Origin of the sequence: Deferrisoma camini S3R1 (genome assembly GCF_000526155.1) — a bacterium.
In the GTDB taxonomy this organism is placed as follows: Bacteria; Desulfobacterota; Deferrisomatia; order Deferrisomatales; family Deferrisomataceae; genus Deferrisoma; species Deferrisoma camini.
Genome location: NZ_JAFN01000001.1, coordinates 4057858 through 4083842, shown reverse-complemented (window position 1 = coordinate 4083842; position 25985 = coordinate 4057858). Strand labels below are relative to the sequence as shown.

Annotated in this window: 24 protein-coding genes and 2 pseudogenes; 8 read left to right on the top strand and 18 right to left on the bottom strand. The window is 71.6% G+C overall.

Annotation, left to right across the window (positions count from 1 at the left end):
- Positions 1-143: 143 nt before the first annotated feature.
- Both tgt and DEFCA_RS22650 read right to left on the bottom strand, forming a co-directional pair.
- The gene (tgt, locus tag DEFCA_RS22655) at positions 144-1280 is read right to left on the bottom strand and encodes a tRNA guanosine(34) transglycosylase Tgt (protein ID WP_025324392.1); all 1137 of its coding nucleotides are present in this window, start codon (positions 1278-1280) and stop codon (positions 144-146) included.
- 8 nt (positions 1281-1288) lie between these two features.
- Positions 1289-2794, bottom strand: a complete 1506-nt coding sequence (locus DEFCA_RS22650; RefSeq protein WP_025324391.1) for a sigma-54-dependent Fis family transcriptional regulator — start codon at positions 2792-2794, stop codon at positions 1289-1291.
- A gap of 224 nt (positions 2795-3018) precedes the next feature.
- Here DEFCA_RS22650 and DEFCA_RS0118000 point away from each other — a divergent pair, with 224 nt between their 5' ends.
- From DEFCA_RS0118000 to DEFCA_RS0117980, 6 genes and pseudogenes are all read left to right on the top strand, one after another.
- Positions 3019-4140, top strand: coding sequence for an ABC transporter substrate-binding protein (locus DEFCA_RS0118000; protein ID WP_025324390.1), 1122 nt, complete (start codon positions 3019-3021; stop codon positions 4138-4140).
- A 147-nt stretch (positions 4141-4287) separates the two neighbouring features.
- On the top strand, positions 4288-5175 hold the full coding sequence (locus DEFCA_RS0117995) for an ABC transporter permease subunit (protein WP_025324389.1): 888 nt from the start codon (positions 4288-4290) through the stop codon (positions 5173-5175).
- Positions 5176-5185: 10 nt separating this feature from the next.
- A complete protein-coding gene (locus DEFCA_RS0117990) occupies positions 5186-6286 on the top strand; it encodes a branched-chain amino acid ABC transporter permease (RefSeq protein WP_029734346.1) in 1101 nt (366 codons plus the stop codon).
- Positions 6287-6292: 6 nt separating this feature from the next.
- Positions 6293-6523, top strand: a pseudogene (locus DEFCA_RS24610) (ATP-binding cassette domain-containing protein); the annotation flags it as partial.
- A gap of 405 nt (positions 6524-6928) precedes the next feature.
- Positions 6929-7492 (top strand): annotated as a pseudogene (locus tag DEFCA_RS24605) (ABC transporter ATP-binding protein); the annotation flags it as partial.
- A 10-nt stretch (positions 7493-7502) separates the two neighbouring features.
- Positions 7503-8210, top strand: coding sequence for an ATP-binding cassette domain-containing protein (locus DEFCA_RS0117980; RefSeq protein ID WP_025324386.1), 708 nt, complete (start codon positions 7503-7505; stop codon positions 8208-8210).
- A gap of 4 nt (positions 8211-8214) precedes the next feature.
- Here DEFCA_RS0117980 and DEFCA_RS0117975 read toward each other — a convergent pair whose 3' ends face one another.
- From DEFCA_RS0117975 to DEFCA_RS0117965, 3 genes are read right to left on the bottom strand one after another with little or no spacing between them, the layout of a single operon-like run.
- A complete protein-coding gene (locus DEFCA_RS0117975) occupies positions 8215-8517 on the bottom strand; it encodes an AzlD family protein (RefSeq protein ID WP_025324385.1) in 303 nt (100 codons plus the stop codon).
- On the bottom strand, positions 8514-9212 hold the full coding sequence (locus tag DEFCA_RS0117970; protein WP_025324384.1) for an AzlC family ABC transporter permease: 699 nt from the start codon (positions 9210-9212) through the stop codon (positions 8514-8516). Before DEFCA_RS0117970 ends, DEFCA_RS0117975 begins: the two co-directional genes overlap by 4 nt.
- Positions 9209-9535 (bottom strand): GntR family transcriptional regulator, encoded by a 327-nt coding sequence (locus DEFCA_RS0117965; protein ID WP_025324383.1) that lies wholly within the window; start codon positions 9533-9535, stop codon positions 9209-9211. Before DEFCA_RS0117965 ends, DEFCA_RS0117970 begins: the two co-directional genes overlap by 4 nt.
- Positions 9536-9624: 89 nt before the next feature.
- Between DEFCA_RS0117965 and DEFCA_RS0117960 the strand changes: the two genes are divergently transcribed.
- Positions 9625-10104 carry a sterol desaturase family protein gene (locus tag DEFCA_RS0117960; protein ID WP_025324382.1) on the top strand — a complete coding sequence of 160 codons (480 nt, stop codon included), beginning with the start codon at positions 9625-9627 and terminating at the stop codon, positions 10102-10104.
- A 20-nt stretch (positions 10105-10124) separates the two neighbouring features.
- Here DEFCA_RS0117960 and DEFCA_RS0117955 read toward each other — a convergent pair whose 3' ends face one another.
- From DEFCA_RS0117955 to DEFCA_RS0117895, 12 genes are all read right to left on the bottom strand, one after another.
- The gene (locus tag DEFCA_RS0117955; protein ID WP_025324381.1) at positions 10125-10556 is read right to left on the bottom strand and encodes a YeeE/YedE thiosulfate transporter family protein; all 432 of its coding nucleotides are present in this window, start codon (positions 10554-10556) and stop codon (positions 10125-10127) included.
- Positions 10553-11017, bottom strand: a complete 465-nt coding sequence (locus DEFCA_RS0117950; protein ID WP_025324380.1) for a YeeE/YedE thiosulfate transporter family protein — start codon at positions 11015-11017, stop codon at positions 10553-10555. The genes DEFCA_RS0117955 and DEFCA_RS0117950 overlap by 4 nt, the downstream gene beginning before the upstream one ends.
- Positions 11014-11631 carry a DJ-1/PfpI family protein gene (locus DEFCA_RS21105; RefSeq protein ID WP_025324379.1) on the bottom strand — a complete coding sequence of 206 codons (618 nt, stop codon included), beginning with the start codon at positions 11629-11631 and terminating at the stop codon, positions 11014-11016. Before DEFCA_RS21105 ends, DEFCA_RS0117950 begins: the two co-directional genes overlap by 4 nt.
- A gap of 63 nt (positions 11632-11694) precedes the next feature.
- Positions 11695-12702, bottom strand: coding sequence for a methyltransferase domain-containing selenoprotein MduS (gene mduS, locus DEFCA_RS0117935; RefSeq protein WP_342672961.1), 1008 nt, complete (start codon positions 12700-12702; stop codon positions 11695-11697).
- A 20-nt stretch (positions 12703-12722) separates the two neighbouring features.
- Positions 12723-13088 (bottom strand): ArsR/SmtB family transcription factor, encoded by a 366-nt coding sequence (locus tag DEFCA_RS21100; protein WP_025324377.1) that lies wholly within the window; start codon positions 13086-13088, stop codon positions 12723-12725.
- Between the two features lie 150 nt (positions 13089-13238).
- Positions 13239-13913 (bottom strand): ABC transporter ATP-binding protein, encoded by a 675-nt coding sequence (locus tag DEFCA_RS0117925; protein WP_025324376.1) that lies wholly within the window; start codon positions 13911-13913, stop codon positions 13239-13241.
- Complete coding sequence (locus DEFCA_RS0117920; protein ID WP_025324375.1) at positions 13906-15063, bottom strand: ABC transporter permease; 1158 nt, start codon at positions 15061-15063, stop codon at positions 13906-13908. The genes DEFCA_RS0117925 and DEFCA_RS0117920 overlap by 8 nt, the downstream gene beginning before the upstream one ends.
- The gene (locus DEFCA_RS0117915) at positions 15060-15443 is read right to left on the bottom strand and encodes a hypothetical protein (RefSeq protein WP_025324374.1); all 384 of its coding nucleotides are present in this window, start codon (positions 15441-15443) and stop codon (positions 15060-15062) included. The genes DEFCA_RS0117920 and DEFCA_RS0117915 overlap by 4 nt, the downstream gene beginning before the upstream one ends.
- A gap of 81 nt (positions 15444-15524) precedes the next feature.
- On the bottom strand, positions 15525-15905 hold the full coding sequence (locus DEFCA_RS0117910; RefSeq protein WP_281173797.1) for an ArsR/SmtB family transcription factor: 381 nt from the start codon (positions 15903-15905) through the stop codon (positions 15525-15527).
- Positions 15906-16609: 704 nt separating this feature from the next.
- Entirely contained in the window at positions 16610-20176 is a 3567-nt protein-coding gene (recB, locus tag DEFCA_RS0117905; RefSeq protein ID WP_025324372.1) for an exodeoxyribonuclease V subunit beta, read from the bottom strand.
- On the bottom strand, positions 20173-23382 hold the full coding sequence (gene recC, locus DEFCA_RS0117900; RefSeq protein WP_051463290.1) for an exodeoxyribonuclease V subunit gamma: 3210 nt from the start codon (positions 23380-23382) through the stop codon (positions 20173-20175). The genes recB and recC overlap by 4 nt, the downstream gene beginning before the upstream one ends.
- On the bottom strand, positions 23379-23651 hold the full coding sequence (locus tag DEFCA_RS0117895; protein ID WP_169709638.1) for a putative signal transducing protein: 273 nt from the start codon (positions 23649-23651) through the stop codon (positions 23379-23381). Before DEFCA_RS0117895 ends, recC begins: the two co-directional genes overlap by 4 nt.
- 83 nt (positions 23652-23734) lie before the next feature.
- Here DEFCA_RS0117895 and DEFCA_RS0117890 point away from each other — a divergent pair, with 83 nt between their 5' ends.
- Positions 23735-24166 (top strand): hypothetical protein, encoded by a 432-nt coding sequence (locus tag DEFCA_RS0117890; RefSeq protein WP_025324369.1) that lies wholly within the window; start codon positions 23735-23737, stop codon positions 24164-24166.
- Positions 24167-24538: 372 nt separating this feature from the next.
- Here DEFCA_RS0117890 and argC read toward each other — a convergent pair whose 3' ends face one another.
- The gene (gene argC, locus DEFCA_RS0117885) at positions 24539-25570 is read right to left on the bottom strand and encodes an N-acetyl-gamma-glutamyl-phosphate reductase (protein ID WP_025324368.1); all 1032 of its coding nucleotides are present in this window, start codon (positions 25568-25570) and stop codon (positions 24539-24541) included.
- Positions 25571-25985: the final 415 nt, after the last annotated feature.

The window sequence follows — 25985 nt, the reverse complement described above, 5'->3', positions numbered from 1 at the left end:
GAGAAATATCGTTTCACCAACAATTTCCACATGTTACAGTTGCGACCATCCCCGCCGGCCGCAGCGGCGGCGAAAAAACCGGCTTCATGCCGCAACTTTCCCCCACTTTTCCACAGATCCGCAGGGGGTGAGTGCCGGCCCGGTCACGCCCCTCCGTCGCCGGGCCGGCGTCTCCGGTCGAAGTACCCGGCGTAGAACTCGTCCTTGAAGGCGCGGAACCGGTCCTCCAGGATCGCCCGCCGGGCCCGGGCCATCAGCTCGGTGTAGAACGACAGGTTGTGCACCGTGGCCAGGGCCTTGCCCAGGGGCTCGTCCACCTCGAACAGGTGGTGGAGGTAAGCCCGGGAGAACCGGCGGCAGGTGGGGCACCCGCACGAGGTGTCCACCGGGTAGCGGTCCTTGCGGTACTGGGGCCGGCGGATGCGCATCTTCCCGGTCCAGGTGAACAGGGTGCCGCCCCGGCCGAACTTGGCCGGGATGATGCAGTCGAACATGTCCATGCCCCGCTCCACCGCCTCCAGCACGTCCTCGGGCTTGCCCACCCCCATCAGGTACCGGGGCTTGCCCTCGGGCAGGAACGGCTCCGACATCTCCACGGCCCGCTTCATCAGCTCGTGGCCCTCGCCCACGCTCACCCCGCCCACGGCGTAACCCGGGAAGTCCATCGCCACCAGGGCCCGGGCGCACCGCTCCCGCAGATCCGGGTACACCGACCCCTGCACGATGCCGAACAGGGCCTGGTCCCCCGGGCGGCCGTGGGCCTCGAGGCACCGCTCGGCCCACCGCAGGGTGCGCTCCACCGACGCGGCAGCGTAGCCGTGCTCGGCCGGGAACGGGATGCACTCGTCGAACGCCATGATGATGTCGGCACCCAGGTCGTTCTGGGTCCGGATCGAGTCCTCGGGGGTGAGGACGAGGGTCTTGCCGCCGCCCTTCTCCAGGGGGAACCGAACCCCCTCCTCCTCGATCACCCGGCCCGGCAGGCTGAACACCTGGAACCCCCCCGAGTCGGTGAGGATCGGGCCGGACCACCCCATGAAGCCGTGGAGCCCGCCGCACCGCCGGACCACGGCCGGGCCCGGCTGGAGCAGCAGATGGTAGGTGTTGGCCAGCACGATCCGCGCCCCGGTGCGGGCCACCAGGTCGGGGTCCACGGTCTTCACGGCCGCCTGGGTGCCCACCGGCATGAACACGGGGGTCTCCACCGACCCGTGGGGGGTGTGGAGCACGCCGGCCCGGGCCCGGGTGGCCCGGTCCCGGTGGATCAGCTGATAGGTCACCGGTGAACTCACGGTTTCGTCATCCGCTCGAGCTTCGCGTAGAGGGTGTTGCGGTTGATGCCCAGCAGCTCCGCGGCCCGGATCCGCACCCCCCCGGCCCGCTCCAGGGCCCGGGCCACGGCGATCCGGTCCAGCCGGTCCACCAAGGCCCGGTACACCCCACCCGGTGGGGGCCGGTCCAGCAGTTCGTCCACCCACCGGGCGATCACGGCCTCGGGGGTGACCGGCGATTCCCCCCGGCCCGGCTGCGAAAGCAGGTGCTCGGCGGCCACGTCGCCCCCCCCGGCCCGGGCCGCGGCGGCCCGCACGGCCGCCTCCAGCTCGGCCAGGTTGCCCGGCCACGGCCGCTCCCGCAGGGCGGCCTCGGCCTCGGGGAGGAACCGGGCCCCAGGGCCCGCCGCCCGGGCCAGGAACACCCGGGCCAGGGGCACCACGTCGGCCCGGGCCTCGGCCAGGGAGGGCACGTGCACCGGCACCCCGCTCAATCTTCGGTACAGGTCGGACCGGAACCGCCCCTGCCGCACGGCCTCGGCCAGTCCCGGCCCGGCCGAGGCCACGAACCGGGGGCCGGCCCGGCCGCCGGCCTTGAGCACCGCCAGGGCCACCCCCTGCAGGTCCGGGGGAAGGTGCTCCACGTCCTTCAGGTACAGCGTGCCGCCCCGGGCCCGCTCCACCGCGCCGCCGGGCCCGAACAGGGCCGCTTCGAGCTCCGTCGGGTCCCGGCCGCCGCAGCCCACCTCCACGAACGGGCGCTCTCCGGCCGACGCCGCGTGGATGGCCCGGGCCACGAACCCCCGGCCGGTCCCCGCCTCGCCGGTGATCAGGACCGGGGCCCGGGTCCGGGCGGCGAGCCGCACCTGGTCCCACACGGCCCGGCGGGCCGGGCTCTCCCCCACCCATGCCCCCGGGCCGTAGCGCTCCTGGAACGCCTCCCGGAGCCGGCGGTTCTCCTCCTCCAGGGCCCTGCGGTCCACCCGGAGCATCCGCTGGACCCGCACGGCCTGGGCCAGGAGCGCCGCCACCACCTCCAGCACCCGCAGGTCGTCCTCGAGCTCGTCCCCGGCCGCGGGGAGCCGGTCCGCGGACAGCACCCCCACGGTCTCCCCCCCCAGCTTCACGGGCACGCACAGGAACGCGACCCGGGACCGGTCGAGGCCCGCCCGGGCGCCGGTGCGATCGAGGAACAGGGGTTCGGCGCCGATGCTGGGGATCACCATGGGCTCGCCCCGCTCGAGCACCCGGCCCATCACCCCCTCGCCCACCCGGTACCGGCCCCTCCGGATCTCCGCCGGGGTCAGGCCGTGGGCCACCTCGATCACCAGCTCGCCGCTGTCCGGCTCGGCCAGGGCCAGGGTGCCCCGCTGCATGCCCAGTTCCTCGGCCAGGATCCGCAGCACCGGCTCCACGGCCTCGGTCAGGTTGAGCGAGGCGCCCACGGCCTGGCTCACCCGGTACAGGGCCCGGAGTTCCTTGACGGTGCGGGGCTGGGATCGGGTCTCGGGCAGGTCGGTCACGGCGTCCCGGCGGAGAGAACGGGGGGATCTGGTGCCGTGGGCGAGTATACGGGGCCGCTTCGGCGGGGTCAAAAAACGGGTTTGGTCGGCCCAAAACAACCGCGGCGGTTTCATACTGCGTTTTAGGTTCTTGACACCCCCATGTCCCTTCACTAAGATGCGCGCACCCCGAGGTTGGGCGGGGAACGGACCTGTTTGGCACTGCCAAAAAAAGGAGGATGACGATGAGGAAGAGCCTGATCTGGACCGCGGCGTTGGTCTGCCTGGTGGGCTCGGCCGCGTGGGCCGGCGACACCATCAAGATCCCGGTGGCGTCGCCCTTCACCGGCCCCCTGGCGTCGTTCGGCGAGGGGGTGAAGAACGGGGCCCTCCTGAAGGCCGAGGAGATCAACGCGGCCGGCGGCATCAACGGCAAGAAGGTGGAGATCCTCCTGGAAGACGAACTGTGTGACCCCAAAGAGGCGGCCAACGTGGCCACCAAGCTGGCCGGCGACAAGGACGTGGTCGTGGTGGTGGGGCACCTGTGCTCCTCGGCCAGCCTGGCGGCCGCTCCGATCTACAAGGACGCCAAGCTGCCGGCCATCTCCCCGGCCTCCACCAACCCCAACCTCTGTAAGTCGAGCCCCTACTACTTCCGGAACGTGTACAAGGACGACTTCCAGGGCGCCTTCCTGGCCCGGTACGTGGACGAGGCCCTGGGCTGGAAGAAGATCGCCATCTTCTACGAGACCAACGACTACTCCATCGGCCTGAAGAACGCCTTCGTGGCCGAGGCCAAGAAGCGGGGCCTGCGGATCCTGGGCGAGGAGGCCTACACCTCCGACACCACCGACTTCACGCCCCAGCTCTCCAAGTTCAAGATGATGAAACCCGACGCGATCTTCATCCCGGGCTACGCGCCCCAGGGCACCCTGATCGTGAGCCAGGCCGCCAAGCTCGGCATGAAGGTGGGCTTCTTCGGGGCCGACGGCCTGGACGACGACGTGATGCTCAAGAACAAGGACGCCGAGGGTCTGTTCGTGACCACCCCGTTCCTGCCCGACGCGGCCGGGCCCGAGGCCCAGGGCTTCATCAAGGCCTACAAGGCCAAGTACGGGGTGGAGCCCAACTGGTTCGCCGCCAACACCTACGACGCCGTGGGCCTGGCCGCCGAGGCCATCGCCAAGGTGGGGCTGGACCGGCAGAAGGTGCGGGACTACCTGGCCAGCCTGAACTCCCCCGACAAGGCCTACAAGGGGGTGACGGGCGCCACCTACTTCGACGAGAACGGTGACTGCCTCAAGGCCGCCTTCATCAAGGAGATCCGGGGCGGCAAGTGGGTCAGCGCCAAGAAGCAGCTCCAGTAGCCCTAACGTAGCGGGCCGGAACCGGGAACAGGTAGGCGGGGAGCCTACCTGTTCCCGCGTTTGGGCCCGGTGGTTTCCCCACGAGAGAGCCGGTCAGGCGAGGAGGATCCGGCGTTGGACCTGCAAAATCTGTTCGACATGTCGTCGCTGTTTCTCCAGCAGCTCGTCAACGGGCTGACCGTGGGCGGCGTGTACGCCCTGATCGCCGTGGGCTACACCATGGTCTACGGCGTGATCGAGCTGATCAACTTCGCCCACGGCGAGATCTACATGTTCGGGGCGTTCATCACCTTTCACCTGATCACGGTGTACAAGGTGCCGTTCTTCGTGGCCGCGCTGGTGGCCGTGGCCACCTGCGCGGTGATCGGCATCCTGCTCGACATCGTGGCCTACCGGCCCCTGCGCAATGCCCCGCGCTTGGCCGCCCTGATCACGGCCATCGGCATGAGCATCTTTTTCCAGAACGTGGCCCTGATCAAATGGGGCGCCCAGATCAAGAGCTACCCCCTGGAGGCCCTGCCGCCGTTCTTCTCGGACGTGGCGGTGCGGATCGGGGACGTGCAGGTGACCTGGCTCCAGGTGTTCATCCTGGCCACCACCCTGCTGCTCATGTTCGCCCTGCACACGATCATCCACCGCACCAAGGTGGGCGCGGCCATGCGGGCCATCGCCCAGGACAAGCGGGCGGCGGCGCTGATGGGCATCAACGTGAACCGGGTCATCTCGTTCACCTTCGCCCTGGGCTCGTCCCTGGGGGCGGTGGCCGGGATCCTGGTGGGGGTGTTCTACAACGCCATCTGGCCCACCATGGGGTACATCGCGGGCATCAAGGCCTTTGCCGCGGCCGTGCTCGGCGGCATCGGGTCGGTGCCCGGGGCCATGCTGGGCGGGGTGGTGCTGGGGGTGGCCGAGGTGTTCGGGGCGGGCTACCTGTCGTCCCAGTACCGGGACGGCATCGCCTACGCCGTGATGATCCTGGTGATCGTGTTCAAGCCCTCCGGCCTTCTCGGCAAGGCCATGATCCAGAAGGTGTGAGGAGGGCGCCATGGGCATCCGAGAGTTCCTGGAGGAGCATCCCCGGGCCGCCGTGGGCGCGGTGGCCGCCATCGCCCTGATCCTGCCCTGGCTGCCCCTGGGCGAGGCCTCGGGATACGTGACCCGGGTGGCCACCCTGACCATGGTGTACATGGCCCTGGCCCTGGGGCTGAACATCGTGCCCGGGTTCACGGGGCTCCTCGACCTGGGGTACGTGGGGTTCTACGGCATCGGCGCCTACACCGCCGGCCTCCTGACCATCCACTACGGCCTGTCCTACTGGGTCATCCTGCCCCTGGCCGCCATGAACGGCGCCCTGTGGGGCATCCTGCTGGGCGCGCCCACCCTGCGCCTGACCGGCGACTACTTCGCCATCGTCACCTTCGGGTTCGCCGAGCTGGTGGGCCTGGTGATCCGCAACGAGCTGTGGCTCACCCGGGGCCCCATGGGCATCCCCGGCATCGCCGCACCCTCGATCTTCGGGCACGTGCTGAGCAAGGAGTGGGAGTTCTTCTACCTGATGTTCGCCATCCTGGTGTTCGTGGTGATCCTGGTGCGCCGGGTGGAGAGCTCCCGCCTGGGCCGGGCCTGGTTCGCCATCCGCGAGGACGAGATCGCGGCCGAGGCCTGCGGCATCAACATCATCCGGTACAAGATCCTGGCCTTTGCCGTGAGCGCCTCGATCGGGGCCCTGGCCGGGTCGTTCTACGCCCGGTGGTTTCGGTTCATCCACCCCGACATGTTCAAGTTCTGGGAGTCGATCCTGGTGCTGTGCCTGGTGGTGCTGGGCGGCATGGGCTCGGTGGTGGGCGTGATGCTGGGGGCCCTGGTCATGATCCCCATGACCGAGATCCTGCGGGTGGGGCTGGGCGCCTTCGTGGACTGGGCCGGCAGCGCCGGGTTCACCTGGATCAGCCCCGACCTGGTCAACGCCCGGTACCTCATCTTCGGCCTCATCCTCGTCCTCATGATGCGGTTCCGACCCGAGGGGCTGTTCCCGGCGGTGCGGGTGCGGGGCGAGATGCACCCGGGCTCCGAGCGGGAACGGGACGACGAGGACGAGAGCTTCTACGAGGCCCGAACCGACCACGAAAAGGAACCCCTGGGGTAGCGCGCCATGATTCTCGAAGGCAAAGGCGTCACAAAGGTGTTCGGGGGCCTCACGGCCGTCTCGGACGTGGACATCTCGGTGGCTGAGGGCGAGATCGTGGGTCTGATCGGCCCCAACGGCGCCGGCAAGACCACCCTGTTCAACTGCCTCACGGGCGTGACCCGCCCCACCCGGGGCACCATCCTGTTCCGGGGCACCGACATCGTGCCCCCGGTGGAGGACTCGGCCCGGCGCCAGGTGGAGCTGGCCAGCTCGATCACCCTTCTGCTGTCGCTCCTGTGGATCCCCGTGTTCGCCGCGGCCGTGCTGCCCCACGTGTTCTTCCAGGTGGAGACCTTCCTGGCCGTGTTCGGGTTGGGGCTGCTCCGGGCCTACACGGCCCGGCGGCTGCGCACCGGGGTGGAATGGACCCGGGGCCTCACGTTCCTGTTCGCGGGCATCGACTTCGTGACCGGGGTGTGGTGGCTCACCCGGCTCGGGCAGTACGCCGACCTGCGCTTCTTCCCGGTGCCCGAGGCCCTGCAGTTCATGCCGCTCAAGGCGGTGCTCGCGGCGGCGTCCGTGGTGTATCTGGTCTACGCGCCGTGGGTCATCGTGACCCTGCTGCGGCCCAAGGTGCGGGCCGTGTTCGGCCTGTTCATGCGGCCCGACACGGTGAACGTGCTCGGCATGGCCCGCACGTTCCAGAACATCCGGCTGTTCGGCAACCTCTCGGTGCTCGACAACGTGAAGATCGGGCTCCACGGCCGGTCCAAGGTGGGGTTCGTGGGCGCGGCCCTGCGCACCCGGGCGTTCCGGGAGGAAGAGGCCGAGATCACCCGCCGGGCCATGGAGGCCCTCCGGTTCGTCGGCCTGGAGCACCGGGCGCCGGCCCTGGCCCGGAACCTGCCCTACGGCGACCAGCGCCGGCTCGAGATCGCCCGGGCCCTGGCCAGCGAGCCCAAGCTGCTGCTGCTCGACGAGCCCGCAGCCGGCATGAACCCCCAGGAGACCGCGAGCCTGGTGCACCTGATCGACCGGATCCGCAAGCAGGGCATCGCGATCCTGGTGATCGAACACGACATGAAGGTGATCATGCGCATCTGCGACCGGATCGTGGTGCTCGACCACGGCGTCAAGATCGCCGAGGGCACCCCGGCCGAGATCCGCACGAACCCCAAGGTGATCGAAGCCTACCTGGGACGGGAGGCCGCTGCCCATGCCTGACGGTCAGCCCATGCTGAAGCTCGAGAACGTCCACACCTACTACGGCAACATCCACGCCCTCAAGGGGGTCTCGTTCGAGCTCCAGGAAGGGCAGATCGGGTGTCTCATCGGCGCGAACGGCGCCGGCAAGTCCACCACCCTGATGACCATCTCGGGGCTCGAGCGGTGCAAGGAGGGCACCATCGAGTTCCTGGGCCAGCCGATCCAGCGCACCGCGCCCGACGAGATCGTGCGCATGGGCATCTGCCAGGTGCCCGAGGGCCGCAGGATCTTCCCCCGGCTCACCGTGCGCGAGAACCTGATGCTGGGCGCGTACATCCGCAAGGACAAGGACGGCATCCAGCAGGACCTGGACCGGGTGCTCGGCTACTTTCCGCGGCTGGCCGAGCGGCTGAACCAGGACGGGGGCACCCTGTCGGGCGGCGAGCAGCAGATGCTCGCCATCGGCCGGGCGCTCATGAGCCGGCCCAAGCTGCTGCTGCTCGACGAGCCGAGCCTGGGGCTGGCCCCCCTGGTGGTGGAGACGATCTTCGAGATCATCGCCGAGATCGCCAAGGAGAAGATCACCGTCCTCCTGGTGGAGCAAAACGCCAACGCCGCCCTCCAGCTGGCCCACTACGGCTGGGTGCTGGAGACCGGGCGCATCGTGCTCCAGGACGAGGCCCGCGCCCTGCTCGAGAACCCCAAGGTGCGCGAGGCCTACCTGGGCGAGGGGTGAGGCCTCACCCGCCGAAGCGCCGGGCCACGACCACCACGGCCATGCCGGCCGCCATCGCGACGAACACGTTTCGGGTACGCAGGGTGAGCCAGGCCGTGAGCGCCACGGCCGCCAAACCTGCCGGGCCGCTCTTCAGGGCAGAGGGGGCCACCAGGGAGACGAGGATCGCGCCGGGAAGGGCCTCCATGGCCCGGCGCACCGGTCCCCCCCGGGGCAGCCGACCCGCGAGCAGCAGCCCCCCGGCCCGCAGGGCGTAGGTCACGGCGGCGGCCGCCGCGATCGTCCCCAGCGTGGCCCGGCCGATCATCCTCGCCGCCCCCCTTCCCCCTCGTCGGGCAGACAGGCCGCGGTCACGGCACCGGCCAACCCGCCCGCGAGCACGTACCAGGTTCCCGGCAAAAGCCGCTCGCCCAGGCAGGCCGCGGCCACGGCCGCCAGCCAGGGCAAGCCGTCGCGCCGGGAACCCCGCCACAGACTCACCGCCAGCGCGGTGAACACGGCGGTGAACGCGAAGTCCAGCCCCCAGGCCTCGGGGTCGGGCACGGCCGCGCCGAACCCCACCCCGGCCACCGTGCCCAGGCACCACGCCCCCAGCAGACACACCCCCCCGCCCCACAGGTGCCCCAGGTCGGCCCCGCCCTGGCGCCGTGCGGCCATGGTCACGGCCCAGTTCTCGTCGGCCACGAAGTGCACGAAGAAGAGCTTCTCGAGGATGCGCCGCCCCTCGAACAGGGGCCGGAGGGTGGCTGTGATCAGGACGTACCGGGCGTTGATCACGCCCACGGCCGCGGCCATGGCCGCGGTGGGCAGGGGCGAGGTCCACATGTCCACCATGACGAACTGGGACGAGCCCGCGAACACCATCAGGTCCATGAGGAGCACGTCGGCCCAGCCGAGGCCCTTCTGGGCCGCCAGCACGCCGAGCACGCTCCCGTAGGCCGCTACGCTCGCGGCCACCGGAAGGTTGGCCCGGAACCCCATCCGCCACCCGAGTGCGCTCATCGGCCCATCGCCTCCCGGACGTTCACGGGCCGGGGCCGCAGGCTTCCCTCTGAGATCCCGGAGTCCGCCAGAAGGTCGGGGAGCCGGGGGCGCACGTAGAAACCGGACGGCGGCCTCGCCTCCACGATCCCCCGGTCCTCCAGCAGGGCGTAAGCCTCGCGCACCGTGTTCACCCCCACCCGCAGATCCCGGGCCGGCCCCCGGATCGACGGCAACCGTTCCCCGGTGCGGAATGTTCCGCGATCCACCAAGCCGGCCAGACGTCTGGCCAGGCGTTCGTACAACGGGCCGGAACCGATGGGTTCAAATTCGATGGTGGGCATGGGTGCGAATCTTACCCCACCCCACGCCGCAGGGAACAGGCACGGTCATCGGCTTTCCCGCGGGGCACAGTGACCCGTATCCGATCTTCGTGGGAACGAGAAGCAGACTCCTGTGGCGGTTCCACCGGGTGCACCACTCCGACATCGACATGGACGTGCCCACGGCCACCCGGTTCCACCCGGGGGAGATTGCGATCTCGGCCGGGATCAAGCTGGGGCTCGTGTACCTCCTGGGGGTGCGGTTCGTGGAGCTGCTGGTGTTCGAGACCCTGCTGGTGGCCTCGGCCCAGCTCCAGCACAGCTCGGTACGGGTGCCGGCCGCTTTCGAGCGGGCGTGGTGGCTCCTGTTCGTGCCGCCGTCCATGCACCGCGTCCACCACTCGGTGGTCATCCGGGAGCGCAACACCAACTACGGCACGATCTTCTCCCTGTGGGACCGGATCCTGGGAACGCTGCGGACCGACGTGGACCAGGCCCGCATCCGGATCGGCATGGGCGCCTACCGCGACCCGGCCCGCCTGCGACTCGTCCCCCTCCTGGCGCTCCCGTTCACCCGCCCGGTGCGGTGAGGGGCGATCGGCGTTGTCACTCAGTGCAACAACGCCCCGAGCGTCTGGGCGCCGGTCCACGTGAGAGGGCCCAACAGGGCTTCCACGGGGCGGGCGAGCAGCCCCGTGTACAGCCCCACGCCCACCAGGAATCCCGCGAACACCGCCAGGTGGAACCGGCTCCCCTCCCCGAGCCGTACGAGCAGGGTGAGGGGACAGCCCCGGCCGAGAGCGTAGCCCACGGCCTGCACGGCACCGCCGACGAGAAACAAGGCCCCCGGGTACTCGGCCCCGTGGCGGTAGCCCACGAGGTTCACCAGCCCGAACACGGCCACCGCCGCGAGCACCATGAGGGCCCGCTCGGGCCGGCCCTGCCCGAACCAGTCGGTCATCGCCCCAAACACGCAGAACCTGGAGCGCTGCACGAGCACGCCCAGGGCCAGGCCCACCACGAACACCGCCGCCAGGATCATCGGGCACCCCGCCGGCCGGGTCGGGCCAGGAGCCACGCCGTGGCGGCGATGCCGGCCATCGTGACCCAGCTGCTCAGCATGAGCCCCGGGGCCCCGCTGAGGCCGTGCTTGTTGAGACACCCCTGGGCCATCCACACCCCCACGGCCATGACCGTCCCGCCGGCCAGCCCCTGGAGCAGCTCCCTCACCGGCACCCGGCCCTGCCAGACGAATCCGCCCGTTCGATACGCGCTCGCGGCGGCGCCGATCACCACCCCCAGCCCGAACACCAGCATCACCTTCAGTTGGGGGGTCAGCCTTCCGGCGGCCGCGGACACCGCCGCCACCGGGAACCCGCCGGGGAAGATGCCGAACGGCAGCTCGAGACCGGGGACCTTCGCGGTGAGCGCGTAGTGCCCGAGGTTCAGGATCCCGACGGCCGCGCCCACGGCCACGGCCCGTTTCCAGGTGGTCGTCGTCATCCCATGCCCTCTCTATCGGTTCCGGCGAGATACCGACGCACCTCTGCGGCCCCGGCCTCTCCGACCAGGAATTCCAGCAAGAGGAAGGCCACCTCGAGGGACTGGGCGGGACCGGCGCACGAAGCGATCCGGTTCCAGACCACGAGCGGGGCGGGAACCGGTTCGCACCCCAGGGCCCGCAGGCGTCCCGGGTTGTCGTGATGGCGGCTGAACCGGTAGGTGGTGGCCCGCCCGCCCCGCAGCAAGCCCGCCTCGGCGATGGGCAGAACCCCGACGCACCAGGTGGCGATCATGCCCCCCCGCGCGTGGATCGCCTGGGCGACCCGGTACAAGCGGGGATCGAACGCCTCATCGAACCCATGGCTGAAAAAGCCCCCGGGCACGGCCAGGGCGGCGTATTCGTCCGGGTCCACGTCTCCGAGGTGCCGGTGGGGCCGGACCCGGGTGCCGAAGCGGCCTTGCACCTCGGCATGCAGGCCCGTGGTTGTGAGGTGGATCGAAGGAAGATGCTCCCGGTACCCGGTCCAGCCGCAGACCGCGGTCACGGCGGCGGCCTCCAGGTCTTCGAACCCCCGGGCAAGGAACAGGAGTGCCTTTTGCGTCCGTCCGGGCATCGTTGCCGATCCGTCAGCGCGAGGGCTCGTTTGCGTGCTTCGCCGAAGCACCGCTCAGCGGCCTCACGTGGCCCCCGGCTCGTGGCAACCGGCGGCCTCTCCTTCCCCGGCCGCCGGGGCCTGGGGATGCCGGCCTTTCATCTTGTCGAACAGCAGGCGGGTCTGGTGGGCCGTCACGCTCATGGCGATGGCGGTGGCGGCTTCCAGCTCTTCGTCGGTGGCTCCGCTCTCCCTCGCGACCGCGAGGCTCCAGTCGGTTCAGAGTTCGCAGCCGGCCGCGAGCGACGCGGCCAGGAACAGGAGCCCCCGGGTCTTGGGCTCCAGCGCCGGGTTGGACTTCGCGGTCTCGAAGAACGCCTCGAACCGCGTCATCGGGTTCTCCATGTTCGTCTCCTCCACCCGGTCCGGCATCGGTCCCGGACGCCTTCGAAGGGTCACCACGTACAGGTCCCGGGGCAGGCTGCCTTCCTGCATGCGGCCCACGTCCAGCACCTCGTACCCCCGGGCGAGGCGGCGGACCTTCTCCTCGGTGAAGAAGTGCACCACGAATCCGCCCACCTCGTAGAGGTCCTCGCCCAGGTGGGTGCCGGCCCGAAAGTGCTTGTCGTGGTCGCTGCGCACCGTGTACAGCACGAGCCCGCCGGGCTTGACCACCCGGTGGAGCTCGGCCAGCACGAACGCGATCTGGGTCTCGGTGAGTTCCATGCACAGGAGCATGTGGGCGTAGCACGCGTCGAACGCGCCCTCCCCGAACGGCAGGGGGTCCCGCACGTCGTGGACCCCCGCCTCGACCCGGTCCGCGAGCCCCCGGGCCCGGGCCGCCGCCTCCACCTCCCGCACGGCCTGCTCCGAGTAGTCCAGGGCCGCGACCCGCAGGCCGTTTTCCGCGAAGAACAGGGTGTCGCGGCCCTGGCCGAACCCCAGCTCCAGCACCGTGCCGGCGCCCTCGGCCCGGAACTGCTCCAGCGCCATACGGGCGAACTCGCTCGGCTCCTCGCCGAAGAACGCCGGCGTCCGGGCGTACACCTCGGTCCAGTGGCGCCGCTGGTCCTTGGACGGACGTTTCTCCATGGCAGAATCCTCGTGCCTCTTCACCCCTCGCACGCCGGGGCCACGCCCCGCTCTTGCTCCCGCAGCCGGCCTTCGCGGCGCACGTCCTCCCGGTCGCGCTTGACCACCGGGTACTCGCCCCCCAGGAACTCCAAGAGCGCGGCCACCAGGGCCGGCCGCAGCAGGTAGTAGCACCGGAGCTGGCCGTCCTCGTAGAAGTCCACCAGGCGGGCCTGGCGCAGCACGGCCAGGTGCTGGGACACGTTGGGCTGGGGGATGTCCAGAAGGTCCCGGATGTCGGTCACGCACTTCACGCCCCGGGCGAGCTCCTCCAGGATCAGGAGCCGGGTGGGGTGGCCCAGGAGCCGCAGCAGGTCGGCCTTTTCCCGGATGTCCAGGTCTTTCATCTCGGTTCTCTCCCTGCCGTGTGCATCTAGCATCATATTCGAATATTTGCATACTGCCCTGCACCCAAGACACCTGTCAAACGGCCCGGCAACTTCGGTCGTCAGTCTCCGGTCAGCGGTCGAAGAACCGGAGACCGCCGAGAACCCGCCTCACCCCGTCACCACCCGGCCGTCCCGGATGGTGACGATCCGCTCGGCCAGGGCGGCCACGGTGTCGGAGTGGGTGACGATGACCACGGTCTTGCCCCGGGCGTGCACGGCCCGGACCTGCTCCAGCAGCTCCTCCTCGGACCGGCTGTCCAGGTTGCCGGTGGGCTCGTCCATGAGCAGCAGGTCCGGGTCGTTGGCCAGGGCCCGGGCGATGGCCACCCGCTGGCGCTGGCCGCCCGAGAGCTGGTTCGGCTTGGCGTGGAGCTTGTCCTCGAGCCCCACCAGGCGAAGGAGCTCCCGGGCCCGGGCCTCCTGCTCCCGGCGGGGAACGCCGGCCAGGAGCATGGCGGTCTGTACGTTCTCCAGGGCCGTGAGCATCGGCAGCAGGTTGAAGAACTGGAACACGAACCCCAGGCGGCGGCTTCGGATCCCGGCCAGGCGCCTTGGAGACGCCGCGGTGAGGTCCTCTCCGTCCAGGTACACCCTTCCGCTGGTGGGACGGTCGAGCCCCCCCAGCAGGTGCAGCAGCGTGCTCTTGCCGTGGCCGGAGGGGCCCATGATGCAGGTGAGGCTGCCCCGGGGGATCTCCAGGGTGACGTCCTCCAGGGCCACCGTCCGGTAGCCGCCGTCGTAGACCTTGGTGAGACCCTCTGCGCGAAGGATGGGATCACTCATAGCGGATCGCCTCCACGGGGCTCAGGCGGGCGGCCCGCAGGGCGGGGTACACGCCTGACAAAGACGCGACCAGCACCGCGAACACCAGGGCCTGGATGGTGATGCCCAGGTCGAACACGCTCACGCTCTGCTCGCTTCCGACGAACGCGGTGAACTCGTTCTGGCCGATGTAGGGCGCCGCGAAGTACGAGAACGCGAACCCCACCACCACGCCCACGATCCCTCCCAGGAGCCCGTACACGGCCGACTCGCCCACGAACACCGAGAACACCGTGCCCCTCCCGGCGCCCAGGGCGCCGAGGATGCCGATCTCCCGCCTGCGCTCGTAGATCGCGGTCATCATGGTGTTGGTGATGCCGAAGCACGCGGCGAGCACGGCCACGGCTGCGATCAGCTGGAGGGCGTTGCCCACGCTGCCAACGATGGCCAGCACCGAGCGCAGGAGCTGCTTGTCCGACACCACGTCCACGTCGGCCGCGGACTGGATCGCGGCGATGTAGTCGTCGGTGCGGCCGATGTCGTCCACCCTGACCGCCACGAACGACACCTTGTCCCCGGCGCCGTAGAGCCTCTGGGCCACGGCGAGGTCCATGTACACGGCCAGGTCGTCCCGGTTGCCCACCGGCTCCAGGATCCCGCTCACGGCGAACTCCTGGCCCCGGATCCGCACCGTGTCCCCGACCGCCAGTCGAAACTTGTCCGAGATCCCCGAGCCCACCACCACGTGGGAGCCGTCGAGCCGGTAGTCTCCCCGGGCCACGCGCCAGTTCTTGAACGCCCGCATCCGCTCCGGCAGGATCCCCACCAGGGGGACCGGCTGGTTGTGGAGGACCGCCCGCTGGGTGAGGTACGGCACCGCTTCGAGCCCACCGATCCGCTCGATCGCCTGTACGGTGTCGTTGGGGATCGCCTCGGGCAGGGACTCGCCGGTGAGCACCGAGATCTGCTCGTACGCGCACCAGCCCCGGGGCGTGACCACCAGGTTGGCGCCGAGCACGTCGGCCTGCTTCCGGATCTCCGCCTCCAGACCGGTGCCCAGGGACAGCAGGGTCACCACCGACGCGATCCCCACGGCGATCGCCGACAGGGTGAAGACAAACCGGCTCCTGCGGCGGGTCAGGTTCTTCCACACGAGCTTCCAGTAGCTCATTTGACCCGGACCTCCCGGGCCCGGAGCACGAACCCCCCGGCGCCGGCCGCATTCTTCTCGATGACGCCCTCCACCTCGACCACGTCCCGCTTCTTGGGGAGCTCCCCGTCGTAGAGCACCGTGAGCCACTTGGGCGCGCAGCTCACGCTGCGGCAGCCCCGGTACTCCCGGTAGTCCACGAGCTCGAACCGGCCTTTGCCGACATCGGCCGCCATGACCCCGCCCCGCACGGTGATCACGCCCTGGTACGCGAACGGGTCCGCGAGCACGTCGAACACGTCGAGTCCCTTTGCGGACGGGAACCCGAACCCGGCGAACGCGGAGCCGGCGAGGAAGGCGAGTCCAAGGGCGAAAAAAGAGAGACGGATTCGGTGGTGCATGGTGAAACCCTCCGGATGGGTTGGCGTCCCGCCGGCGCCGCCGGCAGGGCCGCGCTGGGTGCGGCTGGCTGTGGGCCCCCATCAGCCCCGGCGGGCCTCGGCGTCCTCGGCCAGGCACAGCCCGTACGACAGGAGCTGGACCACGCACGGGTCCACGATGCGGTAGCACACCTGGGTGCCCCGGCGCTCGGGCTCCACGATTCCCCGGTCCGCGAGCCGCTGGAGCTGGTTCGACACGGCCTGGGGCTTCATGCCGAGATCGTCGGCGAGTTCCCCCACGCACAGCCCGGGGGTGCGCACCAGGGCGTGGAGCAGCCGGACCCGGGTGTCGTTGGCCAGAATCTTGAACATCGTCGCCACCTGTCGGGCCTCCCCGGGGTCGAGCAGCGGGCGCTCCTCCACCGGAGTCTTGGCCGTGCAGGGGTCGAGCATGGGAAACAGGTCGGAGCCGGGGCGGGACATGGTGTCTCCTTTCTACACCGAAACACTATACAGTGTAATTGTGGATCATGTCAATTCTCCATCCGGAGAGATTGGGGAACTAGCAGAGGTGGTGTTCGGGCCTGAGGGGCCCTGGGATCCCGCCGTAGGCGCGAGACCCAGCCGGTGCTCTATCCGGGGGCAGACGCTTTGGGCAGATCTCGGAGGATGGCCTCCAGGAGCCCGGAGAAATCCTTGCCGCCCCGTAATACCAAGTTGCATTCAAATCTATTGGCCCCCTGCCCGGAGGGGCGAGGGGCCTGTCGGAGAGCCGGGCGCGGCCCCTTGGCTCGCCGCGCAGTGCCTCCGGCGTCTGGACTGCGAAAGGGTTCGGATTCCAACGGGTTGCCATGAAGCCAGCTCCCCCACCCCGTGCCTGCGCGGCGAATCTCAATGCCTGGCTTCGCGCCCGGCCGGAGGCAGGGCCCTTGCCCCGCCCCGGATCCGTATGCGATGGATGGCAACTTGGAATGAGTCCCGGAGGAATGGGGCCCCGGGGCGTTCGATCCTGAGCCCGGAAGGATGGGACGCCGCTCGGTTACTCGGCTATCGTCCTCGTCCCTCCGCCTACTCGGCCGTCCCCACGTCGTTGACTGCACGCAAAACTGCCGCAGGCGCCACTACCGTGGGCGCGCTACGGCCGCTCGGGCAATTTTCGGCTGGGTTGGAGTGACTTCCCCGCGCGGCTACCTCCCTTCGTTCGGCCCCAGGCAGTTCATCAGGCGTTCCAGGCGTTCCCGGGACGGGCGGTCGGTGAACACGCCCTGGCCGGGGCGGGAGGGGTCGAGGCCCCGGAGGAACACGTAGTGGACGCCGCCGAAGTGGCGGTCGAAGTCGTAGGCCGGGAGACGGGCCCGCAGGTGCAGGTGCAGGGCCACGGCGTAGAGGTGGTACTGGAGCACGTAGAGGTCCCGGGCCATGGCCGCGGCCAGCGCCTCGGGGCCGTAGTCCTCGGGCCGGGGCCCCAGGTAGTTGGTCTTCCAGTCCACCAGGTGGTACCGGTCCCCCACCCGGACCACCAGGTCCATGACCCCCCTTAGGTATCCCCGGACCGGCGAGAACGACAAGCGGCCCAAGGCCGTGCCCAACGCCGGGCCCATCCGTCCGGCCAGCTCGGGGGCCTCGAGGGCGGCGGCCAACTCCCGGGCCGTCAGGGCGGTCGGTCGGCCGGCCCGGAGGGGGAAGGTGAACTCCACCTCGTGGAGCCGCGCCCGGCGCGGCACCTCACCCAGGACCACCCCGTCGATGTCCCAGGCGGCCACCCGCTCGAGCACCCGGGCCACGGTCGGCGCCCATTCCGGGCCGAAGCCGTGGGCCCGGAGCACCCGGGCCGCGAAGGCCCGGCGCTCGGAGGGGGTCGTGCCGGCCTCGTCCCACCACTCCAGGATCTCGTGGAGGCACAGCCCCGTGCGGGCGCCCCGGGGGAACCCCAGGAACTCGTCGGCCGGCCCCTCGGGCTCCTCGGCCGGCTCCCCCAGGTCGTGGTCGGCGCCTTCGGCGTCGACCCCTGCGGCGAGGGCGGTGAAGCTGGTGACCCGCCAGTCGGTGCGCATGCGTCCCCGGAAGGTGCGGGCCTGAAGGGCCTCGGGCTCCGCCTCGGTCGGCTCGAGCCGGCCGGGGTCCTCGAAGGACGGCTCCGCCACCTCGACGCCGGGCCCCTCGATGCGGCTCAGGGCGGCCCGCAGCTCCCGGTCCTCGGCGCTCTTCCCCAGGGCCACAAGGGTTCCCGCCGGATCGCCGCCTTGGACCGGGCCCAGGAACAGGTACCCCGGCGGGCTTCGGCCGGCGTCCCGGAACCCGCCCCAGGTGAAGACGCACCGGTTCCGGGCCCGGGTCAGGGCCACGTAGAAGAGCCGGAGGTCCTCGGACAGCCCTTCGGCCCGGGCCCGAGCCTGGTGGGCCGCGATCTCGTCGGGGTCGAAGGTGAGCACCATGGTCCCGTCGTCCGCATGGTAGGCGAGCCCGTCGGCGGCCGCCTTGCCGGCGGGATCCCTCCCGGGCAGGGGGGCGAACGGCACGAGCACCACCGGGAACTCGAGCCCTTTCGACCGGTGGACGGTGAGGATCCTCACGGCCCGCTCGTCGCTCTCGAGCCGGAGCTCGTACGCCTCGTCCCCCTCGCTTCGGCCGGCCACCCGGGCCTCGAGCCACCGCACGAGGCCCGCCGGCCCCGACCGGCCGGCCCGGGCCGCCGCGTCCAGGACCTCCCCCAGGTGGACCACGTTGGCGACCCGGCGCTCGCCGTCCGCAAAGCGCAGGAGGTGCTCCCGCACCCGGGTCCGGCTCAGAAGGTCGCGGTAGGCGGACAGGAAGCCCTGGTCCCGCCAGGTTCCGTGCCATTCCCGGAACCGCTCGAGCCAGCCGGTCCAGGCCGCCGGGTCCTCCAGGACCGCGTGGAGCCCTGCCGCGTCGAACCCGAACCAGTCCAGGGCCAGGGCGGCCCGAACGAGCCCCTCGTTCCCGGGCTCGGCCAAGGCCGATACCACGGTCAGGGCCTCCCGGGCCTCCCGGGTCTCGAACAGCCCCTTGGCGGTGTAGAGGACGCCGGGCACGCCGATCCGGCGGAGAGCCTCCTGGACCCGCTCGGCCTGGGCATTGGTGCGCACCAGCACCGCCAGGTCGCCGGCGCCGAGGGGCCGGCCCCCGATCGTGGCCCGGCCAGCCGCGCCCAGCCGCAGCAGCCGGGCCACCTCGGCGGCCACGGCCCGGGGCAGGTGTTCCTCGGCCCACCCCTTGTTGATCTGGCCGCCCCGGCCGCTGCGGCCCTCCCGGCGGACGAACCACACCCGCAGCGGCGGCTCGGCCCACCCGTCCACGAGGAGCCGGTCCTTCTCGCTGGGGGACGGCTCCACCGCCGGGAACCCGATGTCCGGGAGCACGAAGGGCCGGTCCACCCCGAACACCCGGCCCACGGCGCGCACCAGGTCCGGCTCGGATCGCCAGTTGTAGGGCAGGGTGTGGACGTTCTCCGCCTCCCGGGCGGCCCGCAGGTAGGCGAACACGTCGGCGCCCCGGAACCCGTAGATGGCCTGTTTGGGGTCGCCGATCAGGTACAGGGTGCCGCCCCCGAACACCCGGGAGAAGATCTCGTACTGGAGGGGATCGGTGTCCTGGAACTCGTCGATCAGGGCGGCGGCGTACCGGTCCCGCAGGGCGGCGACCAGCCGGTCGCCGGCGGGGCCTGCGAGGGCCGCGTGGACCCGCGTGAGGAGGTCCGAGAAGAAGAGAAGATCGTTCCGAACCTTCTCCCGGTCCAGGGTCTGGAGCGCCGAGGCCAGCGCACCGGGCACGAACGCCCGGCGAAACCGGCGCAAAGCCCCCAGGAGGTCGTCGACGGCCCCCAGCACGGGATGGTCCGGCGGATCCTCCCCCGGCCGGGTCCCCTCGGCCAGCCTTCCGGGCGAGAGCGCCGCCAGGGCCCCGAAGAACTCCTCGCCTAACGCTCCGCTCCGGAGCCCCCGGTCGAGGGTGTCGCAGGCCGCCCCAAGGGTTTCGGCCCTGAACTCCTTCTTCCGGCGGTTCAGGCCGGGCGAGGCCTCGAGGAGCCGCCGCAGCTCGCCCCCTCCCCGGGCCCAGGCCCGGGCCAGGGCCTCGCGCGCGTCCTCCGCCCTCTGGGCCAGGGCCTCGAGGTCGGCCTGGGAGATCGGGGGCCGGAGCTCCAGCGCCGGATGGGCCAGGAGCGGCCTGAGGGTGCGGCGCAGGGCCGAGGGACCGATCCCCGCCGCGGCCAGGTCGGCGGCCACGATCGGGGGGGCGGCCAGGGCCCACCGGCGCCACACGTCCCGCACCGCCTCCATCACCACGTCCTCGGGGTCGGGGACCACCCGGGGATCGAGGGGGGCCGCGCCCTCGAAACCGTGGTCTTGGAGCACCCGCTGGCAGAACCCGTGGATCGTGTGGACCGGGGCCCGGTCGAACTCGGCCAGGGCCAGGGCGAGATCGTCCCGGACCCGGTCGCGGTCGGGGCAGCGCCCCAGGAGCCGGCCGAGGAGGGGGTCGTCCCCGGCGTCTTCCGCCTCGAAGGCCGCGAGCCCCTCGACCAGCCGGCGGCGGATGCGGCCCCGGAGCTCCTCGGCGGCCGCCACGGTGAAGGTCACGACCAGGATCCGGTCCACGGGGAGCCGCCGCTCGATCACGAGGCGGAGCACCAGTCCCGCCAGGGCGTAGGTCTTGCCGGTGCCGGCGCTCGCCTCGATGAGGTGGGTGCCGGCCAGCGGCGCGGTGGCGAGGTCAAAGGGCCGGGCCGAGGTCACGGGACCCCCTCGTACCGGAAGCTCGGCCCGAACACCGCCTCGGCCGTTTCCTCGAACCCGGGGCCGAACGGCCCGGCCTCGCCGAAGCAGTGGGCCAGGGCGGGGTCCTCCCCTTCCCCGGCCGCATAGTCCGAGCCGGCCCAGGCCTCCCGGGCCCGGTCCAGAGGGGGCTTCCGGCTTCGGCCCCCGCCCCACCGGCCGTGGGCATAGGCCCAGGAGGTCTCGGGCGCGAACGGCAGGGGCTCCCGCAGGCCCCGGCCGTAGAGCTCCAGGAGCTCCATCAGGAGCGCCTCCGGCTGGTCCACGGGGCCGAAGGTCCAGCCCTTGCCGCCGCGGCCCACCACCACCGTCACGGACTCGACCCCGGGTGGCCGCAGTGCGCACAAGGCCAGGTGCCGGATCCAGGCCCTCACCCGGTCCTTGCCCTTGGGCGCGGCCGGCCGGAAGAGCACCAGGCCGCCGGGCCGGACCCCCGGGAGCCGCAGGTGGAGGCGGTACGGGCCCAGGTCCACGTGCCGGGGATCCAACGGCACCGGCGGCTCGGCGGCCCGGGGACCCGCCGCCTCCCACACGCCGCGGGCCAGCGCCTCGGCGTCCCGGAACGCCACGGGCCCGGCCGCGCCCGGCGGGAGCCTCCCCTGGGCCCGGGCCAGGGCCAGGAGGTCGCCGGGCTCTTCCCCCCCGCAGAGGCGGTCCAGGATCTCCTGCGCCACCCCGTAGCGGGAGAGCGCCTGGGGCTCGAGGGGCTCGGCCTCGTCGGGCCCGGCCGCGGGGCCGTCGAACCGAACCCCGAGCCGGACCCGAAGGAAGTAGGCGCAAGGGTTGCGGAAGAACCGCTCCAGGTCGTCCAGGGACAGGGTGCGAAGCTCGTCTGGGGGCTCCGGCAGGGGCCGCACGACCCACCGCCCCCGGGGCCCTCGGCCCTCGGACGACGCCAGACGACGGGCGGTCGCGGCGTCGGCCGCCGAGTAGCTCTGGAGCTCCCCTCCGGCCCGGAAATAGGCCGGGCTGAACGGGTGGAGCCGGTGGCGCACCCGGACCCGGTCGGACGGCGGCGGGTCCGAGTCGAAGGTCCGGTCCAGGGCGTCCAGGAGCTCGCTCACCAGCACCGACGGCGGCACCTCCGCGTTGTCCCGGGAGCTCTGGCCCACGTAGCTCAGGTACAGGTGGTCCCGCGCGGAGAGGAGGGCCTCCAGGAACAGGTACCGGTCCTCGTCCCGCAGCGACCGGTCGCCCCGGCGGGGCTGGCGGGCGATGCCGTCGAACCCGCTCGGCCGGTCCGTGCGGGGCAGGGAGCCGTCGTTGAGCCCCACCAGGCACACGACCCGGAACGGCACGCTGCGCATGGGAAGCAGGGCGCACACCGTGACCCCGCCCGCGAGGAACCCGCCCTCGAACCGCACGCGGCCCACGGTCGAGGCCAGGTGCTCGGCCACCGCCTCGAACGCCACCTCGGCCCCGTCGCCCGCGTCGCCGAGCCGGACCAGGGCCCGGCGAAGCTCCCCCACCTCCCGTTCCTCGGCCCCCTCCACCCGGAAGAACCGCTCGAACCAGCCCGACAGGTCCTCGCCCCATGCCGCGGGGGAGCGGGGCCGGGCCAGGTCCTCGGCCAGCCGAAACAGGTCGCGCACGAACCGTGCGAGACCCTCCAGGGCCCCGGCGTCGCCGCCCCCCTCCACGTCGGGGAACGGGTGGACGCCCTGCCACAGCGCCTCGCCCGGCGCCATCGCCCGACCCAGAAGCAGGCGGTCGAGGCCGAACCGCCAGGAGTGCTCGCCGTACGCCCCGAGCCCCAGGGCGTGGCGGTGGGCCGCATCGCGGCCCCACCGGATACCGGCCTCGGCCACCCAGGTCCGCACCCGCTCCACGGCCGGGTCGTCCCACCCGAACCGCCGGCGGAGGGCGGGCCACTCCAGCAGATCGAGCACCTCGGGCGCCCGGAGTCGGCCCCGGGCCACCTCGAGGAGCCGCAGGAACCCGGCGGCCGCCCCCTCCTGGGCCGGCCCGGCCCGATCGGCCAGGCTGTGCGGGATCGACGGCTCCCCCTCGCCCCCCCGGAACACGGCCGAGATCAGCGGGCCGTAGGTGTCGAGGTCCGGGGTCATCACGACCACGTCCTCGGGGGTCAGGTCCGGCCAGCGCTCGAACAGGGCCAGGAGGTGGTCTCGCAGGGCCTCGGCCTCCCGCAAGGGTCCGTGGCACGAGGCCACCCGGATCGAGCCGTCGTCGGGCCAGGGCAGGCGCTCGTCCGGGCCCCGGTCGACCAGGCCGAGCAGGTCGCACTGGATCCGGCCCAGCGCCGTCGTCGGGTCGGGCGCCTCGAACCGGTCGTCCTCGTGGGGCTCCCGCTCCCACAGGAGGTTCAGGAACTCCCGGCCCGACCGGCCCAGCGAGGCCAGGAGCCGGTTGCCCACGGCATAGTACTCCCGGGTCTCCGGTGCGGCCCGGGCCCGCCGGGCCGCCTCCCCGGGGGAGACCACGTCGGCCCACCACTCCCGACAGGGATCCAGCAGGAACACCGTGACCGGAACCTGCCGGGCCAGGGCCGAGAGCACATCGAGGTGGAACGGCGGAAGCGCGGAGAGCCCGAACACCTGGACCCGGTGGGGAAGCCCTTCGACGCGGCCGGAGGAGAGGGCATCCAGGAACCGGACGCACCTCCGGGCCCGGTGGTCTCCCCCGATCCGCTCGGCCACGGCCCGCCACAGCTCGGCCTGCCACTCGAGCCCCGAGGGCCCGCTCCCCCCGGCCTCCCACGCCAGGACCCAGTCCGGCCGGTACACGGTGTACCGGTCGAACAGGTCCGCGATCCGGCTCGCGAACCGGTAGCGCCGGGCGGGCCGATCGTCGGCCTCGAGAAACCGCCGCACCCCATCGAACCCGGGGCGCTCCAGAAGCCCGGGCAGGACGTCCAGGATCCGCCACACCAACACGTCCGGCTCCCAGGGCCGCACCGGATCGGACGTTCCCAGCACGGCGTCGAACCACTCGGCCACCGCTGCCGCAGGGAACGGGAACCGGGCGTTCATCCACACCCCGAACCGGGCGGCCAGCCGTTGGGACAGCCACCGGGCCATGCCCCGGTTCTGGACCACCACCACCTCGGGGGCCAGCGGGTCCGGCAGGGGCTCGGCCACCGCCTCGGCCAGGGCATCCACGAGCCGCTCCATGCGGTTGGAGCGCACCACCCGCAGCCCCGGGCTCACTCCGGCTCCTCCTCCCCCATGACCAGCGCGCCGGCCCGCAGATACCCGTCGTCGGCCGCCTGGCGAAGGAGCCGCCTGGCCTCGGCCGCCTGCTCGGCGGGCACGTCGATCCGCTTCTCACCCAGGGGCCCGATGGACACCGGGTACGGGGTGACGGTCATGTCCCGGACCCGGGTCTCGACGCCGGCCGAGGCCAGCACCCCTGTGACCGCGGCCACCTCCACCGCATCCAAGGCGACGTACACTTCGGCCCAATCGGTTGCGCTCACGGCTTGAGGTCCCTCCGAGCCTGTGTTAGGAAGGGCGCGCCGGTTCGGGGACCGTACCCACAGAGATCCCAGGGAGAGCACCCATGTCCGTTCGGCGTTCCGTTCTCGTGGCTTCGTCCGCTGCCGTCTTCCTTCTGCTCACCGCCATGGGCGGAGGCGGGTCCGGCCCGGTCTCCGACACCATTCCCCGGCCCAAGGAGAACTACCGGGCGGAACTGGTGGACCGCCAGGGCGTGGTGACGCGGGTGGAGCTGCTGGCCTGCAACGGCCGCACCTTCCTCCCCCTGGAGCGGGGCGAGGGCACCCTGATGGTTCCGTTCGCCAAGGTCAAACGGGTCACCCTGGGCGAAGAGAGCGGCTCGCGCCTGGCCGCCCGCGTGGAGGTGGAGGGCGCTGCCAAGGCCCTGGAGGGCCGGCTGGCCCGCACCCTGCTGTTCACCGGCGTCACCGAGTACGGTAACTACCGGGTGGAGGCCCGGGGGCTGGCCGAGATCCGGCTGCTCAGCAGCGACTGAGGTCCGGCGCATCCTCCTATTCACCGGCGGATAAACAGGCGCTATCGCCCCCTTCTCGGAGGGGCAAGGGGCCTGCCGGAGAGCCGGGCGCGGCCCCTTAGCTCGCCGCGCAGCGCCTCCGGCGTCCGAGCCATGAAATGGCTCGCATTCGCCGGAGTTGGAATGAAACCAACTCCCCTGTCCCGTGCCTGCGCGGCGAATCTTAATGCCCGGCTTCGCGCACGGCCGGAGGCAGGTTCCTTGCCCCGCCCTCCGAGGGATCTCGGTTAGAACGCCACTCCGTATGAGTCGGATGCTGCACTCACGCACGGCCGGAACCAGGCCCCTTGCCTCTCCCCGCTGAAGAAGTGCGCCTATTTCGACATTGGATTCCTAGGGGTACAGGGCCTCCTGGGGCAGGCCCAGGGTCTCGTCCCAACCCATCATGCGGTTGAGGTTCTGCACCGCCTGGCCGCTCGCCCCTTTCACCAGGTTGTCGATCACGCTCACGATCACCAGCCGGCCCGCGCCGTGGTCGGCCACGGCCATGGCGCAGGCGTTCGTGCCCCGCACGTCGGCCGTGCTGGGCCACCGTCCTTCGTCCAGCACCCGGACGAACGGGGCCTCCCGGTAGAACTCCCGCCACACCTCCCGCACCCGGGCCGCGTCGGCGCCGTCGGCCGGCAGGGCGTACACGGTGGACAGGATGCCCCGGGCCATGGGCACCAGGTGGGGGGTGAACACCACCGGCACCTCGCACCCCGCGGCCAGCTCCAGCTCCTTTCGGATCTCGGGCTCGTGGCGGTGCGAGGCCACCTTGTAGGCCTTGAACCCCTCGTTCACCTCGCAGTACAGCGTGGCCTGGCTCGGCTCCCGGCCGGCCCCGCTCACCCCGGACTTGGAGTCGGCCACGATCCCCTCCGGCCGGATCACCCGCTCCAGCAGCAGCGGAACCAGGGGCAGCAGGATGCTGGTGGGGTAGCACCCCGGGTTGCCCACCAGCCGGGTCCGCTCCACGGCCGCGCCGTGGACCTCGGTCAGCCCGTACACGGCCTCGGCCAGGAGCTCCGGGCAGGCGTGGGGCCCGTAGTGCGCCTCGTACAGGGTGGGATCGGCGAACCGGAAGTCGGCCGAGAGGTCGATCACCTTGCGCCCCGCTCCGAGGGCGGCCGCCACCACCGGCATGCTGGCCTTGTGGGGAAGGGCCGTGAAGAACACCTCGGCCCGGTCAAACACCCCCGGGTCCTCGTGGGAGACGAAGGCCAGGTCCAGGTGCCCCAGGCTGGGGAAGCACGCGCCCAGGGGCTGCCCCGCGTACCTGCGCGAGGTGATCGCGGTGATCCGCACCTGGGGGTGCCGGCACAGCAGCCGGATCAGCTCCGCCCCGGTGTACCCGCTCGCACCGATGATGCCCACATCGACCATGAAGAGCTCCTTCCCGGTAACTTCGGTCGTCGGTCTACGGTCAACGGTCGTCGGTCTGGGGCCTTCGGCCCGCCAGGCAGCTAGGCAGCTAGGCGGCCGGGCGGTTCTCGAACCGCGCCAAAGCTCGGGGGGCATGGGGGCTGCTGGAGAGCCGCGCGCGGCCCCTATGCTCGCCGCGCAGCGCCTCCAACGCTCGTACCGTGGATTCGTTCGTGCCCCGCCGAACGGTCATGAAGCCACCGCCGGTGCCCTGTGCCTGCGCGGCGAATCCTAACGCCCGGCTTCGCGCGCGGCCGGAAGCAGGCCCCATGCCCCGCCGCCGGCAACGGCCCCGGACCAGCGAAAGTTACCCCCCCTTTGCCGGGCCCCGCGGGTGCCGTTTGAGGGGGCCAGGAGACCGAAGGCCGGTGACCGA